The sequence below is a fragment of the Halobacillus yeomjeoni genome, from assembly GCF_020171525.1.
GTDB classification, from domain to species: Bacteria; Bacillota; Bacilli; order Bacillales; family Halobacillaceae; genus Halobacillus; species Halobacillus yeomjeoni.
The window spans coordinates 30,622-45,540 of sequence record NZ_JAIVAI010000007.1; the positions used below are offsets into that span (position 1 = coordinate 30,622).

14 protein-coding genes are annotated in these 14,919 nt (G+C 40.5%); 6 read left to right on the forward strand and 8 right to left on the reverse strand.

Annotation, left to right across the window (positions count from 1 at the left end; genetic code table 11):
• Nucleotides 1–41 precede the first annotated feature (41 nt).
• Complete coding sequence (gene adh / locus LCL89_RS14820; RefSeq protein ID WP_197317054.1) at nucleotides 42–1,580, reverse strand: aldehyde dehydrogenase; 1,539 nt, start codon at nucleotides 1,578–1,580, stop codon at nucleotides 42–44.
• Nucleotides 1,581–1,789: 209 nt separating this feature from the next.
• Between adh and LCL89_RS14825 the strand changes: the two genes are divergently transcribed.
• The gene (locus LCL89_RS14825; protein WP_224810742.1) at nucleotides 1,790–2,665 is read left to right on the forward strand and encodes a 5'-3' exonuclease; all 876 of its coding nucleotides are present in this window, start codon (nucleotides 1,790–1,792) and stop codon (nucleotides 2,663–2,665) included.
• A 29-nt stretch (nucleotides 2,666–2,694) separates the two neighbouring features.
• Here LCL89_RS14825 and LCL89_RS14830 read toward each other — a convergent pair whose 3' ends face one another.
• The 4 genes from LCL89_RS14830 to LCL89_RS14845 form a co-directional block, all read right to left on the reverse strand.
• A complete protein-coding gene (locus LCL89_RS14830; RefSeq protein WP_197317056.1) occupies nucleotides 2,695–3,957 on the reverse strand; it encodes a helix-turn-helix domain-containing protein in 1,263 nt (420 codons plus the stop codon).
• A gap of 151 nt (nucleotides 3,958–4,108) precedes the next feature.
• Nucleotides 4,109–4,741: an SDR family oxidoreductase gene (locus LCL89_RS14835; protein WP_197317057.1), complete on the reverse strand. Its 633-nt coding sequence runs from the start codon at nucleotides 4,739–4,741 to the stop codon at nucleotides 4,109–4,111.
• Nucleotides 4,742–4,826: 85 nt separating this feature from the next.
• Nucleotides 4,827–5,762, reverse strand: a complete 936-nt coding sequence (locus LCL89_RS14840) for a PD-(D/E)XK nuclease family protein (protein WP_224810743.1) — start codon at nucleotides 5,760–5,762, stop codon at nucleotides 4,827–4,829.
• Nucleotides 5,755–6,114 carry an MGMT family protein gene (locus tag LCL89_RS14845; protein WP_224810744.1) on the reverse strand — a complete coding sequence of 120 codons (360 nt, stop codon included), beginning with the start codon at nucleotides 6,112–6,114 and terminating at the stop codon, nucleotides 5,755–5,757. Before LCL89_RS14845 ends, LCL89_RS14840 begins: the two co-directional genes overlap by 8 nt.
• Before the next feature lie 125 nt (nucleotides 6,115–6,239).
• On the opposite strand from LCL89_RS14845, the gene thiD reads away from it, so the two are divergent.
• The gene (thiD, locus tag LCL89_RS14850; protein ID WP_224810745.1) at nucleotides 6,240–7,037 is read left to right on the forward strand and encodes a bifunctional hydroxymethylpyrimidine kinase/phosphomethylpyrimidine kinase; all 798 of its coding nucleotides are present in this window, start codon (nucleotides 6,240–6,242) and stop codon (nucleotides 7,035–7,037) included.
• A 53-nt stretch (nucleotides 7,038–7,090) separates the two neighbouring features.
• Nucleotides 7,091–7,540 carry a regulatory YrvL family protein gene (locus tag LCL89_RS14855; RefSeq protein WP_224810746.1) on the forward strand — a complete coding sequence of 150 codons (450 nt, stop codon included), beginning with the start codon at nucleotides 7,091–7,093 and terminating at the stop codon, nucleotides 7,538–7,540.
• A gap of 20 nt (nucleotides 7,541–7,560) precedes the next feature.
• Here LCL89_RS14855 and trhO read toward each other — a convergent pair whose 3' ends face one another.
• The 3 genes from trhO to LCL89_RS14870 all read right to left on the reverse strand — a co-directional run bounded on the left by trhO (nucleotide 7,561) and on the right by LCL89_RS14870 (nucleotide 10,632).
• A complete protein-coding gene (trhO, locus tag LCL89_RS14860) occupies nucleotides 7,561–8,502 on the reverse strand; it encodes an oxygen-dependent tRNA uridine(34) hydroxylase TrhO (RefSeq protein ID WP_197317062.1) in 942 nt (313 codons plus the stop codon).
• Nucleotides 8,503–8,611: 109 nt separating this feature from the next.
• Nucleotides 8,612–9,961, reverse strand: coding sequence for an MFS transporter (locus tag LCL89_RS14865; protein WP_224810747.1), 1,350 nt, complete (start codon nucleotides 9,959–9,961; stop codon nucleotides 8,612–8,614).
• A 119-nt stretch (nucleotides 9,962–10,080) separates the two neighbouring features.
• Nucleotides 10,081–10,632 (reverse strand): cysteine hydrolase family protein, encoded by a 552-nt coding sequence (locus tag LCL89_RS14870; protein WP_224810748.1) that lies wholly within the window; start codon nucleotides 10,630–10,632, stop codon nucleotides 10,081–10,083.
• 323 nt (nucleotides 10,633–10,955) lie between these two features.
• Between LCL89_RS14870 and treP the strand changes: the two genes are divergently transcribed.
• Genes treP through treR form a run of 3 tightly spaced genes read left to right on the forward strand, consistent with a single transcriptional unit; the run spans nucleotide 10,956 to nucleotide 14,815 of the window.
• Complete coding sequence (gene treP, locus LCL89_RS14875) at nucleotides 10,956–12,365, forward strand: PTS system trehalose-specific EIIBC component (protein ID WP_224810749.1); 1,410 nt, start codon at nucleotides 10,956–10,958, stop codon at nucleotides 12,363–12,365.
• 24 nt (nucleotides 12,366–12,389) lie between these two features.
• Nucleotides 12,390–14,075, forward strand: a complete 1,686-nt coding sequence (gene treC, locus LCL89_RS14880) for an alpha,alpha-phosphotrehalase (protein ID WP_318245633.1) — start codon at nucleotides 12,390–12,392, stop codon at nucleotides 14,073–14,075.
• Between the two features lie 23 nt (nucleotides 14,076–14,098).
• Nucleotides 14,099–14,815 (forward strand): trehalose operon repressor, encoded by a 717-nt coding sequence (treR, locus tag LCL89_RS14885; protein ID WP_224810815.1) that lies wholly within the window; start codon nucleotides 14,099–14,101, stop codon nucleotides 14,813–14,815.
• Nucleotides 14,816–14,919 lie beyond the last annotated feature (104 nt).

Genomic DNA, 14,919 nt, shown 5'->3' on the forward strand with positions numbered 1-14,919 from the left:
TCGTCACTCCTAACGAATGAAGAATATGCGATTCTTATATTTTAGAAGAATCCTAGTTTTTCTGGGCTGTAGCTGACAAGCATATTTTTCGTCTGCTGGTAGTGATTCAGCATCATCTTGTGGTTTTCACGACCGATACCAGACATCTTGTAACCGCCGAAAGCAGCATGAGCAGGGTAAGCGTGGTAGCAATTTGTCCACACACGTCCAGCTTCAATTCCACGGCCGAAGCGGTAAGCAGTATTCATGTCACGTGTCCATACACCAGCCCCTAGTCCATACAACGTATCATTGGCAATTTCCAAAGCTTCTTCTTCATCTTTGAACGTCGTCACTGAAAGGACAGGACCGAAGATTTCTTCTTGGAAAATGCGCATTTTGTTATTCCCTTTGAAGACAGTCGGCTTCACATAATAACCATCTTTGAATTCTTCTTCAAGTTCATTCCGCTCTCCACCGACAAGACATTCTGCACCTTCGTCTTTACCGATATCGATATAGGAAAGGATCTTATCAAGCTGTTCAGAAGAAGCTTGAGCTCCCATCATCACTTCAGGGTCCAGGGGATTGCCCGTTTTGATTGCTTTCACACGCTCTAAAGCGCGTTCCATAAACTCATCATAGATATCCTCATGAATCAATGCGCGGGAAGGACATGTACAAACTTCACCCTGGTTAAGAGCGAACATCACAAAACCTTCAATTGCTTTATCAAAGAATTCATCATCTTTCTCCATTACATCTTTAAAGAAGATGTTCGGTGATTTACCACCCAGTTCAAGAGTGACTGGAATCAGGTTTTGAGATGCATATTGCATAATCATACGACCAGTCGTCGTTTCACCAGTGAAGGCTACTTTGCTGATACGCTCACTCTGCGCAAGTGGCTTTCCAGCTTCTACACCGTAGCCGTTAACGATATTCAAAACACCCGCAGGAAGTAAATCTTCAATCATTTCAAGTAAGAATAGAATAGAAGCTGGTGTTTGTTCTGCCGGCTTAAGAACAATTGTATTTCCAGCTGCAAGAGCAGGAGCGATTTTCCATGTTGCCATCAACAATGGGAAATTCCAAGGAATGATCTGCCCTACAACTCCGATGGGCTCATGGAAGTGATAAGCGACCGTATCGTTATCAATTTCTCCTACTGATCCTTCTTGAGAACGAATCGCAGATGCGAAGTAACGGAAGTGATCCACAGCTAAAGGAAGGTCAGCATTCAATGTTTCACGAACCGCTTTACCATTTTCCCAGGTTTCCGCTACAGCAAGCTTCTCTAAATTCTCTTCCATGCGGTCTGCAATTTTGTTTAGAACAAGTGCTCGTTCAGCCACAGAAGTCTTACCCCAGGCATCTTTTGCATTATGAGCGGCATCGATAGCAAGTTCGATATCCTCTTCCGTTGAACGTGCGACCTGGCAGAATACTTCACCTGTTACCGGTGTAATGTTATCAAAGTATTCACCGTTCACCGGCTTAGTCCATTCCCCGCCGATGTAGTTGTCATAACGTTCTTTAAACTGTACTATAGATCCTTCTGTGTTCGGAAAAGCGTACGTCGTCATTACTGCGTTCGTCATGAATTGAATTCCTCCTAAATAAGTGTTACCCCTTTAATAGTAAGCGTTTACAAAAGTTTCTATGTATCTGTTAAGCGCTTACATCAAAGCTACCATCTCTACTGAATATTGTCAATTGTTTGAATAATATACCATTTATAGGGTTATGATGTCTGTTTTACCCGTTTGTTATAATAAGATTATATTTAATTTGAAAAGGGGAGCGGGAAATGACAACAACAAACAGAATTATGCTCGTAGATGGAATGGCGCTGTTGTTCCGGGCATTTTATGCTACTGCTATGAGCAATTATTTCATGATAAACAGTAAAGGAATGCCTACCAATGGTGTATATGGAATGATGAAACACCTTTTTACTGCAATTGACACCTATCAACCTACTCACGTGATTTGCTGCTGGGATATGGGCAGTAAGACTTTCCGGAATGATCTGTTTCCGGATTATAAGGCCAACCGTGGAGCGCCGCCTGAAGAATTGATTCCTCAATTTGATTTGGCGAAAGAAGTGGTGGAATCTTTAAATATTCCTAATGTCGGCCAGGCTGGATATGAGGCAGATGACTGTATTGGAACGTTAAGCCGAACGTATAGTGAACATTCCCAAGTCTTCATCCTGACTGGTGATCAGGATATGCTTCAGCTTCTGCAGCCCAACGTCAATGTCGTCCTGTTAAAGAAGGGGCATGGAAATTATGCAGAGTATGGAGAAAGTACCTTTGTAGAAGAAAAAGGGATCACCCCTGAACAAATGGTGGATTTGAAAGCTTTGATGGGGGACAGCAGTGACAATTACCCCGGAGTGAAGGGGATTGGAGAAAAAACTGCTCTCAAACTTCTTTTGAAGTATGAGAATATAGAAGGAATCTTAGAAAACCTTGATCAATTGACTAAAGGCCAGCGTTCAAAAATAGAGCAGGATTTAGATATGCTTCATCTGTCTAGAAAGCTGGCGCGGATTCATTGTGAGGCAGATTTGGACTGTTCCTTGGATGATGCTCTTTTCTATATTGATGATGAAAAGATGGGGGCAAAGTTCGATGAACTTGAATTCAGGAACTGGAAGAAGAATATTGTTGGAATGTAAAAAGAGAGAGCCGATGCTCTCTCCTATTTTTATAACAGATCTTTTTTTTGAACTTGTTGATAGTTATTAGCCTCTTTAAAGTACATGGCTGATTTTTTATACAATCGCTTCTCGTAAAAAATGGAAGCCAGCATTTCTACAAAGTATTTGTAATCTTTATATTCATTAAGTTCACGGAAGGTTGGAATGATTTCATTTTCCAGTTTGTTAATAAACTCTTCGGTATGAGTGGACTCTTGCAGCATATTTCTCAAAATATAAAATTTGTGTTTATATTTTGTAAATCCGTGTTTTTTTGCTTCTTTTTCTCCCTCTTCAATATACTTCATACATTTAGTTCTATCCCCACTGTAAAAGCTGGTCAACGCCAGAAGGTAGATCGTACTAGACATGAATGAAGATTCTTTAGTATCTATTTCATACGCTAAAAATAGGTAGTGATAAGCTTTCTCAAACTTTTCCTGGTTAATATAGTTGATCCCGAGATTATGATATATTCTCCGTTTTTCTGTCTCAGGAATATGGTATTTAGCCAACTTTAATATTTTCAGCAAATATTCTTCTGCTATGTGATAAGCATTTAATGAGTTGTAATTAATAGCAATGATTAAGTAATTATCAATCATTTTGGAATAATTAAATGATTTTTGATACCCCTCTAATGCTTCTTGAGCGTAGTAGGTAGATTCTACAAAAGAGCGGGTTTTCGAGTAAGCAAGGGCTAAATGGAAAAACACTTCATAGTCTTGAAAAGGAATTTTATCCATCACTTTTTTTGCTTTTAAAAATTGATGCAGGGCATCTTTGGGTTGGGCTGTCAATAAGTAATGAATACCCAGAGTTTTAAAGTATAAGAATTGGTATACAGAAGAAGAGCCGTGTAAGATGTTTTCCAGCTTATTCAGGTCATTTTTTGAGATAGGTTTATATGTAGTAGTCATTTTTTGACGGACCTGAATCACTGTATATAGGTTTGATAGTTCTATATTGTGGTTTTCTTGAAGATCCTGTTCACATTCCTTACTTAACTCTTCAATTAACTCGTTGTCCTTAAGCTGGATAGCTTCATGCCAGTCTAATAATTTCTGGTAAATTCTTTCATCGAATTCCTGGTTGATATCTGTAAGCTTTATGTTCAACCGTTCTCCTATCAATCTGTAAATTTCATCACTCGCATTGATTGAATTGTGTTCGATTTTACTTAAATAGGAGACGGAACAGATGCCTGTAGCAAGCTCCTCTAACGTCATATTCTTAAATTTACGATGCTGCTTTATTAACGAACCTTTCAACCGAAACAACTCCTTTAATGCGCCCAATTGCCTACATTATATCAAACGCTAAATAGGTTCAAGGGTATTATTCTTTTATTTCTGAAGGAGAATGGATGGTTAAACTGGAAATAAGAAAACCACCCAATATCTCAGGTGGTTTTCACTGTTGTTATAATGATTTCAAGGCATCTTCGATTTGTGTATCTCCTGAAATCATTTCGAATGTCTTATGATAAGCATTTGGTTCTTGAAGAGCTGCAATCATTGCTTTTGCAACATCTGCTCGAGGAATTGTCCCTTGTTCCACTGTTTCTCCAACTACAATCTTGCTCTTGCTTTCTTCATCGGTAAGACCACCAGGGCGGACGATGGTGTAATCAAGCTCTGTTGACTTCAAGTATTCATCCGCTTCACCTTTCATCTTCAAATAGTGTTGAAGCTCTTCAGGTCCGCGTTCAGGATTATCTGCCGCCATACTGCTGAGCATGATGAATTTTTTGATGCCGAGGTTCTCTGTAGCTTTTATCAAATTGATGGCTCCGTCCCGATCGACGGCTTCTGTCATATCAGACCCAGTGCTTGAACCGGAACCTGCTGCAAATATGACGGCATCCATCCCTTTCACTGCGTGCCCGACATCCTTCGTTAAATCAGCCAGGACAGGTGTTCCTCCTAGCTGTTCGATTTTAGCTTTCTGGTCTTCTTTTCTGATTAAACCATAAGGTTCATGACCGGCTTCATTTAAATATTGAATCAATAAACGTCCTGTACTACCGTTTGCACCAGCTACTAGTACTTTCATGAAAAAACTCCTTCCAGTATTTGTTTGATCCATTCTTTATTTATCCTTTCATAAAGGGCTTCAAACATTGGGATGGGTTCGTCATTCATGAAAAACACAGTTCTTGATAATTGCACCGGGCACATATGTGAGGCTTTTCCTGCACCGGAAATTCATGAATGGGAAGAGGTTCGTTTTTCTTTTCATCAGCTAAGTACTTTTTCATTTCTTCCATACTGATTTGGTACAAGTGCTGGACGTTAATTAAATCTTGTTCAGTCAATTGATATTCCACATGGGTACCTTCGACTAAATATTCATTACGGATGATGATGTCTTCAATAGATTGAATGTTATATTTTTGTTTCAGATAGAGAGCATATAAAGCTAATTGATGCCTGTCTTCTTCAGACTTTTTACCTGTTTTCCAATCGACGATCACCCATCGGTTCTTTTGTAAATCTTTATAAACCAAGTCCATGACTACAAAAATCTTAACATCATCGGCTTTCATATGCCGGAAACTTTCCGAGTCAATGAATTCCATTTCATCTTGTTTCGATACTTCAATATACGTCTTACTTTTAAAGAAATTTTCTACGGCAGCATTCAAGCGTACATTGATCTTCTCCACTTTTGACTCAGGGAGTTGATTGCTTTGGCTGTAGTAGATCTCATGGAGCATCGTATAATGTTTAGGACGATTGTTCCATAAGTGTTCTTTTTTTATAGATTCTACGAAGCCTCTATTTAAATGGTGCCTGATTTCATCAATGACTTCTTCTTGACTGGGCACCTTTTGATTACGGATGACTCTTTGAATGATTTGATAAATTAAATCGTGTACGACACTGCCGAAATGCATTTCCAGGTTGGTCATTTTCTTCAATCTATACGTTTGTCTTGCTAACGAATCAGCGTTTTTCAACCAGCCATTATGTGAAACATAATAATCATAGGCGTATTTTCTTAAACAGGTCAGCATGGTCTTGTGTCGGGAAAGCGACCATGATAATTCGGGGTAAGGCTTGACTTCAAACATGGCTTCCTCCCTTGATTTCTCTATCACTCGGCCCTTGCGTTTCCAGGCCTTGATCAGTGAATTGATAGTCTTGTAAGTTTATTTTGTAGTCATATACAAAAACATCTTCATTGAGTAGTTCCATGCGCTGGATGTCGGCTATGGCTTCGTCTTTAATCGCAATTTCTCCTTGAGCGTTCACTACCCTGTGCCAGGGAAGATTGTATTTTTGACTCATTGTATGAAGTATTCTCACAACCTGACGGGCAGCGCGGGGACTCCCTGCTTCACGAGCGATCTGTCCATAGGTCATGACTTTTCCCTCTGGGATGGATTGTATGACTTGAATCGTTTTTTGTGTGAAAGGTTTCATGTTAAACCTCCTTATCTCTGTTATTCTAACGTAAAAAGATCAGATCAGCATATCTTTTAATTGATCTCTTATTTTGAAAGACTAATTAAATAAAAACCTATACAAGTAAAGAAAGGAGAATGAGAATGACATTGCCAAGGGTATTGACCATAGCAGGTTCTGCTTCACAAGGAAGTGCAGGTATTCAAGCAGACTTGAAGACTTTTCAAGAGTTAGATGTATATGGAATGAGTGCCATTACAGCAATCGTTGCCAATAACAGTACGACAGAACAAGGAATGTTCACTCAAACTCTCGAGTCTATAGAAGCACAAATCCACGCCTCATTGGAACACGTTGGAGTGGATGCGCTGAAAACGGGGATGTTGTTTACTGAAGACATTATCATAAAGACAGCAGAAATGATTCGAAATGCAGGTGTGAAAAAGGTCGTGGTCGATCCGGTCATGGTCGGAAAGATGGGATCAAAACTTCTCCAGGATGATGCGATTGATGCCTTGATCAAACACTTGATTCCAATGGCTTCGATCATTACCCCGAATCTGCACGAAGCTGGTCACATATTGGGATGCCCACCTCCTGAAACCCCTGAAGATATGAAAATGATGGCTCGGGATCTGTTTCACTTAGGCCCGGATTATATTCTAATCAAAGGAGGCGGGTTAAAAGGGTATCCAGCGGTTGATATGCTCTATGATGGAAGTGGAATCATAGAGTTGGAATCTGAAAGAGTTTCTACCATACACACTAGTGGAGCGGGATGCACCTATTCTGCGGCGATTGCGGCCGAGCTTGCCAAAGGCTGTACCGTAGAGGAGGCAGTTAAAAAATCAAAATCATTCGTTACTAGTGCCATCCGCCACTCCATTTCCTTTGACCGTGGGATCGGGTCTACTTATCATGCTGCTCACAGGAAGATATAGAAACACGTACGTAAGGATATAATTGAAGAAAAGGCATAGGGGAGCGTGAGGAAGTGGCAGGGCAAGCACCCATAAAAAACAGGGGAGAAAAACAAAAAATCATTCTGTTTATCAGCTTGTTGTTGACATTGACGTTAACCATAGTTTTCAGTGGTTTCTTCTTGGGGACGATGGGGTTATTCAAAGTCATGGGCGTTACCTATAAATCCAATTACGGCGTTTTTCTTTTTGCATTGCTGGTCTTTGCTATTGGATTCTTTTTTGAACTTGGTGGGAAGTTCCTTAAATCAATGAGCCAAAAGTTGAAACCTGCCCCTTATTTACTGGAAATATGGAAGACTGTACTTGATATAAGTATGACCTGGCTTACCATATATACCGTTGATGAACTCGTAACGAGTGTTCACATGCTTCTTTGGTCTGAGTGGATTTTCGCTCTTTTGCTGGTCATCATCGATTATGTGTTTGATGAAAAGAAAACGCAATTAAAAAAACTCGCCTGATGCAGCAGGCGAGTTTTTTATTAATTTGAAATTCGATCGTATTTATCGATTTGTTTTTTGCGTACTGCGTCCCATCGGTTTTCAGGGTGTTCTTTACACTCTGTAGTGCATGCCGCATGCTGTTCTTCTTCACACTCTTTACAGCATACATACTGGCGGTTGCAAACGGGGTTACTGCAGTTGATCATACGATCTTCCGCTTTTCCACAATGCTCACACTCAGCGATGACTTTATCTTCTACCTTATTGATTGGAACAGAAATACGTTCGTCGAACACATACATTTTACCATCAAAAAGTTCCCCTTTGACTTCCGGGTCTTTTCCATATGTCGTAATACCGCCTTCTAGTTGGTATACATCTTCAACACCATGTTTTTTCAAAATGCCGGTCAGTTTTTCACAACGAATTCCGCCTGTGCAATAAGTGAGAACTTTTTTACCTTTCCACTTATCTGCATTTTCTGCAACCCACTCAGGGAATTCACGTGAATGGTTAACGTCGGGTTGAATGGCATTACGGAAGTGTCCGATGCGGTATTCGTATTCGTTTCGACCATCAATGACAATCGTGTCTTCATCTTTCAACATTTCGTTGAATTCTTTTGGCTTCAAATGCTTTCCGCCAAAAGTTTTAGGATCGATGTCATCTTCTTCGATGCTCCAGTTAACAAGTTCAGGCTTTACACGGCAATGCATTTTTTTGAAAGCATGGCCTTCATGTTCATCAATCTTGAAGTGAATATCAGCGAAGCGTTCATCCGACCGGACGTAATCCATGTATTCTTCAACTTGCTCAACTGTACCTGATACCGTACCGTTAAGTCCTTCAGGGGATACAATAATTCGTCCTTTCAATCCAAGATTTTTACAAAACTCAAGGTGGTTTTTGCAATATTCTTCGTAATCAGGAAGGTCCACATACTTATAATACAGCAGAACTCGATAGTCTTTTGAGCTCATGATGATTCCTCCTATATTTTTTAACTATCTATATTTTAATTAGAATTTATTAAACAGAAATCTCCAAAATCCATGATATTCAATTTGATGACAAAATTCAAATGTTAATTTATTCAGCATTTTCTAACTTTTTGATATACCGTGTGTAAATAATCAAGGTAAACGAAGAAGCGGCCATCAAGGCTACTAAAACTCCAAAAGGTAAGGCGAAAGCTGAAGCTTCATAAGGCTGTTCATTCAACTCTAGTAGAATTCCCGCTAACACGGACCCTGTCGCACTGCCTATAAAATGGGTTTGCTGTTTCAATCCAATCCCCGCACCGATTTGTTTATTAGACAATATTCGGGACACCTCGTTGGTCGAGCTGGAGGAGAGGCTTGAAAACCCAAAGCTTGTAAACATATAAGCGATCATGATCATATATTGGTTAATTCCTGCGAAAAAGAAAAACACCAATGCTGAAATCATTAATAATCCGTGGGCGAGGAACAACACTTTGATATTTCCATAAGCGTCAATAAGGCGACCTACATAAATCGCTGCCACTGCTGACAGCATCGCTCCAGGGAAAATGATGAATCCGATAGCCGCAGCACCACGATCATAAACTTGTTCGAGCATGATCGGCATCAAAAATAAAATCGCAAAATGCAGCGTAAACCCGATGTAACTCATAAAGACGATCCTTCGATACTGCCTGTTCAAAATGAGTTCGGGCTGAATGAAGGGGGCGTCTGTTTTATTAATTCTCCACCATAACAGAGCGGCGGATATTAAGCCGCTGAGCAAATAAAGACTGTTGAATGTGGAGATATATAATAAAAACAGAGTGGCGCTCCCACCTGATAACAGGGCTCCGATGACATCGAATTTACCTCGCTCTGCAGATTGGGTGGGCATGAATTTGAATAATAACGGAATGACGATGAACACCATAACCGTAACGATGAATAAATAATTCCAGTCGAGATGTTCTGTAATCAAGCCACCTACTACAGGTCCGAGTCCGAAGCCCAGGGAAGTAGCTGAAGCAATCAAGGCATAAGCGCTGCCACGGCGTTCCATGGGTATATATCGGCCTGCGAAAACCATTGATAAACCTGGGATAGAAGCGGCACCTGCTGCCTGTAATAGTCGGGAAATCAAAAGCCAAATATAATTATCAGCAAAAAATCCCAGGACAGAAGATAAGCTGAAGATGATAATACCGATCGTTAACAATGTTCGAATAGGAAGATAATCGGATAGGCGGGTGAAAGTGATTGTGAAAATGGCTAAAATGATTGAATAGCCTGACACAATCCAGGCTCCTTCCGATGGTTGTAATGCAAAGTCTTTCAATATATTAGGTAGTGCGACATTAAACATTGTCGTATTCATGACAACGATCAAAATGGAAGCACTGAGTATAAACACGGTTCTAAAATGCTCGTTTGAAGGACGGGGTGAATCTTGCATGAACTGTCCCTCCTTTTCCATAATTTCATTAGATACCCGAAATACTATACCATAACCAGAGAAAAAAGAAAAAAACTATACACGAAAAAGCCTCAGGGCACCATACCTGAGGCTTTTTACTATTCTTGTATGTCAGCTCCTAAAACGGATTCGAAATGACCTAGAGCCCATTCATGCCCAGGGTGGTTGAAACTAGCTACCGCATCTTTGTGGATGACAATGCGATAACCGAGGTTATATGCGTCAACTGCAGTGTGGAGGACGCATATGTCGGTACAGACACCGGTTAGATGAACTTCATGTATCCCTCGTTCACGTAACTTCACATCCAAATCCGTTCCTGCAAAAGCACTGTATCTTGTTTTGTCCATATAATGTAGGTTTTCATGTCGTTGGTTCTTTTCAAACCACGGTTGAAGAGATCCGTACAGATTTCTTCCTTCTGTGTTTCTTATGTTATGAGGTGGAAAGAGTTTGGTTTCAGGGTGAAAGGGATCACCTTCATCATGAACGTCAACCGCTAACACGACAAAATCTCCGCTATCCAAAAAAGCTTGGTTCAACTCAGTTATTTTTTTATCTAAGTTTTGTGCAGGTTCTCCGCAAGTCAAGGCACCATCCTCAGCCACAAAGTCATTCGTGTAATCGATCGTAATCAGTGCACGTTTCAACTGGTTACCTCCTCAAAATATCTATTACTTTCATTTTATCAAATATCCACATGAGCGGGGGCAATTTAAATTTGAAAACGACAATGTTAGCGGTTGCAAAACTTGTATATACAAATTATAATAAATCCGGTATCTTGTATATACAAGTGAATGGTGAAAGCAGTTTGATTGATAGAATCATTGTTCCAATTGATACATTCTTACCGTTTAGCAGTCCTTGTTTACTGGGAAGTGAAGAGTAGCAAGGGTGGATATTTCTGTCATATACAGAAGGAGACGATTGTCGGGCTTTTGGTAAGTGAAAAAAACAAGGAGGTTATGGGATGAACCATAAACAACAAGCCGAACAAATATTAGAAGCCATCGGCGGAAAAGAAAACCTATCTGCAGCTACCCATTGTGTCACCCGATTAAGGTTAGCTTTAGTGGATGAAGGGATTGTCGATCAGGAAAAATTAAATCAGATTGATGCTGTCAAAGGTTCTTTTTCTACGAACGGACAGTTCCAGGTTGTCGTAGGACAAGGTACGGTAGACAAAGTTTATAAAGAGTTCATAGCACTTGCTGGAATTGGAGAATCTTCCAAAGAAGATGTGAAGGAAGCTTCAAAACAAAAAATGAATCCGATTCAGAGAGCAATCAAGACGTTAGCGGATATCTTCATTCCGATTCTTCCTGCGATTGTAACAGCTGGTTTGTTATTAGGTATAAATAACATTTTGACTGCACCAGGGATCTTCTGGGATGAGAAGTCTATCATTGATGTTTATCCACAATGGTCGGACATTGCGAATATGATCATTATTATAGCCAATACAGCCTTCGTATTTTTACCAGGTTTGATTGGTTGGTCAGCAGTTAAGAAATTTGGTGGTAGTCCGATTCTCGGTATTGTCATCGGATTGATTTTAGTCCACCCGGAATTATTGAATGCGTGGGCTTACGGTGAAGCTGTCAAAGAAGGCACTGTACCGACGTGGAACTTATTTGGCCTTGAAGTAGAAAAGATAGGGTATCAAGGGCAGGTATTACCTGTATTAGTCGCTTCATACTTACTGACGAAAATTGAGTTGTTCTTACGTAATAAAATTCCTGATAGTGTCCAGCTCCTGTTTGTAGGGCCGATCGCATTGCTCGTTACAGGTTTCCTTACATTCATTATTATCGGACCTGTCACATTTGCAATCGGTAACTGGATTACAGATGGACTTGTAGCAATCTTCGATAGTTTCTCAGCTCTTGGTGGTTTGATTTACGGTGGAATTTACGGCGTATTAGTCATCACAGGAATGCACCACACATTCCTTGCAGTCGATATCCAATTGATCGGAAGTACAGGAACAACGTTCTTATGGCCGATGCTCGCCTTGTCTAATATTGCCCAAGGTTCAGCGGCGTTTGCGATCATGGCAGCTTCAAAAGATGAAAAACTAAGAGGTCTTGGACTTTCTTCAGGAATCTCTGCATGGCTTGGAATTACAGAACCAGCCCTATTCGGAGTCAACTTAAGGTTCAAGTATCCGTTTATCATTGCGATCAGCTCATCAGCCATAGCAGGTCTGTATATATCAGCCCAAGGAGTCCTTGCAAACTCTATCGGTGTTGGAGGAGTACCTGGAATTTTCTCTATTGTAGCTGAATATTGGGGACACTTCTTAGTAGGTATGGCCATTGTCATCGTGCTGCCTCTGGTAGGGACATACCTATATGCGAAACGGAAAAAAGACGTATAAAACCTTAAGAAATGTGGTGTTAAAATGATGAAACAACCTTGGTGGAAAAAAGCGGCCGTCTATCAAATTTATCCGAAAAGTTTCAATGACACGACCGGAAATGGAGTAGGCGACTTACAAGGTATCATCGAAAAATTGGATTACTTGAAGGATCTTGGGGTCGATGTCCTATGGCTGACCCCTCCTTACAAGTCCCCACAAAATGATAATGGATACGATATCAGTGATTATTATGATATCCATGAAGAATATGGGACGATGGAAGACTTGGAGCGTTTGCTCGAAGAAGTCCACCAGCGTGGAATGAAACTGATCATGGATATCGTAATCAATCATACGTCCACTCACCATCAGTGGTTTCAGGAGGCAAGAAAGTCGAAAGATAACCCTTACCGGGACTACTATATTTGGCGTGACCCAGTAGACGGAGGACCTCCAACAAACTGGAAGTCGAAGTTTGGCGGCAACGCCTGGGAATATGATGAACTAACCGACCAGTACTACCTGCACCTTTTTGATGTAACTCAGGCGGATTTGAATTGGGAAAATGAAGAGGTAAGAGAAGAGCTTTATAAGATGATGAGATTCTGGGCGGAAAAAGGAGTAGACGGTTTCCGACTGGACGTCATCAATTTGATCTCCAAGGATCAAAACTTCCCTGACGATGATGGCAGTAAGGCCCCGGGGGATGGTCGGAAATTTTACACAGACGGTCCGAGGGTACATGAGTTTATGAACGAAATGAACCGTGAAGTATTCGCACCTTATGATTTGATGACTGTAGGCGAAATGTCTTCAACGACTGTCGAGCATTGCATTAAATATACAGCTCCAAACAGAGAAGAACTGAGTATGACGTTCAATTTCCATCATCTAAAAGTCGATTATCCGAATGGGGAAAAGTGGACTGTAGCTGATTTTGATTTTCACGAACTGAAGGAGATTCTTTCTAAATGGCAGCGTGGGATGAATGAAGGTAATGGGTGGAATGCTCTATTTTGGTGCAACCATGACCAACCGAGAGTCCTCTCAAGGTTCGGTGATGACGAAAACTATCCTGATGAATCAGCTAAGATGCTTGCTACAACCATTCATATGATGCAGGGGACTCCCTATGTGTATCAAGGAGAAGAGTTCGGGATGACGAACCCTGGGTTTGAGGATATTGAGAAATATAGAGATGTCGAATCTTTGAACATTTACAAGGAGCTGCTTGAAAAAGGAGTTTCAGAAGAAGCCATTTTAGAGATTCTTAAACAAAAATCCCGGGATAACTCCCGTACACCTGTTCAATGGAATACAGATGAGCATGCCGGCTTCACATCTGGAACCCCTTGGATTGATGTTGCGGACAACTTTAAGGAAGTCAACGCTGAAACGGTGAAAAAGAAAGAGGATTCCATCTTCCACTATTACAAACATTTGATTCAGCTTCGAAAGGATTATGACATCATTACCCACGGGGACTACCGCCTGCTGCTTGCTGAAGATGATCAAATTTTCGCCTATGTACGTGAATGGAACGGGGAATATTTATTAGTCATCAATAATTTCTATGGAAGGGAAACAGAATTCCATCTTCCAGAATCAGAGAAACTCAACGGAGCGGCAGAAGTATTGATAAGCAATTACAACGATCCTTCTGAAGATTATCGATCCATGAGATTGCGACCTTATGAATCCGTGGTTTATCATCTGACAACTCACTGATATACTGAAGCAGGTGATGTATGGTGAAAAATAAATATACGTCGATTTATTCAAAACTTGTTCTTTTGATTGAAGAAGGAAAATATGAACCAGGAGACACTCTGCCTTCTGAACATGAATTGTGCGCACAATTTGATACTTCCAGGGAAACGATACGCAAATCATTGAACTTGCTCGCTCAAAATGGATATATTCAAAAAGTGAGAGGGAAAGGGTCTGTCGTTTTAGACCATAGTAAATTTGAGTTTCCTGTTTCAGGATTGACAAGCTTCAAAGAATTGGCCAATCAGTTAGGGAAGGATTTTCAAACACACGTTCATGAATTGGTCGTTCAACAAGCAGATTCACCTGTTCGGGAACGATTGAATTGTAAGAAGACCGACAACCTTTGGAAAATTACGCGAACAAGAGTGATTGCAGGAGAAGGGATCATCCTGGATAAAGATTATATCAGGCAGGACATAGTACCTGGACTGACTAAATCCATTTGTGAGAATTCCATCTACGACTATATTGAAAATCAATTACAACTGGAAATCAGTTTTGCGAAAAAAGAAATTATTGTTGAGACCGTTACAGAAGAAGATCAGCAATTGCTGGATCTCCAAGGGCATCAGCAAGTCGTGGTGATACGAAGCTATGTGTATCTATCAGATGCTACCTTATTTCAATTCACAGAGTCCAGGCACAGACCTGACAAATTTCAATTTGTAGATTTCGCGAGAAGAACGAAAGTTTGATGCAAAAGGGGGACCTGGAAAATGGTTCCCTTTTTTGTTTGAGAGTAAAGTCATGATCGGCATTTGAATAAGAGGGATAAAAAAGTAAAAGCATGTTTTTGCTT

Excerpts from the sequence above, each read along its gene's own strand:
- adh (WP_197317054.1), bottom strand. The coding sequence starts at position 1,580 with ATGACGAACGCAGTAATGACGACGTACGCTTTTCCGAACACAGAAGGA.
- LCL89_RS14825 (WP_224810742.1), top strand. The coding sequence starts at position 1,790 with ATGACAACAACAAACAGAATTATGCTCGTAGATGGAATGGCGCTGTTG.
- LCL89_RS14835 (WP_197317057.1), bottom strand. The coding sequence starts at position 4,741 with ATGAAAGTACTAGTAGCTGGTGCAAACGGTAGTACAGGACGTTTATTG.
- LCL89_RS14840 (WP_224810743.1), bottom strand. The coding sequence starts at position 5,762 with ATGTTTGAAGTCAAGCCTTACCCCGAATTATCATGGTCGCTTTCCCGA.
- LCL89_RS14845 (WP_224810744.1), bottom strand. The coding sequence starts at position 6,114 with ATGAAACCTTTCACACAAAAAACGATTCAAGTCATACAATCCATCCCA.
- thiD (WP_224810745.1), top strand. The coding sequence starts at position 6,240 with ATGACATTGCCAAGGGTATTGACCATAGCAGGTTCTGCTTCACAAGGA.
- trhO (WP_197317062.1), bottom strand. The coding sequence starts at position 8,502 with ATGAGCTCAAAAGACTATCGAGTTCTGCTGTATTATAAGTATGTGGAC.
- LCL89_RS14865 (WP_224810747.1), bottom strand. The coding sequence starts at position 9,961 with ATGCAAGATTCACCCCGTCCTTCAAACGAGCATTTTAGAACCGTGTTT.
- treP (WP_224810749.1), top strand. The coding sequence starts at position 10,956 with ATGAACCATAAACAACAAGCCGAACAAATATTAGAAGCCATCGGCGGA.
- treC (WP_318245633.1), top strand. The coding sequence starts at position 12,390 with ATGATGAAACAACCTTGGTGGAAAAAAGCGGCCGTCTATCAAATTTAT.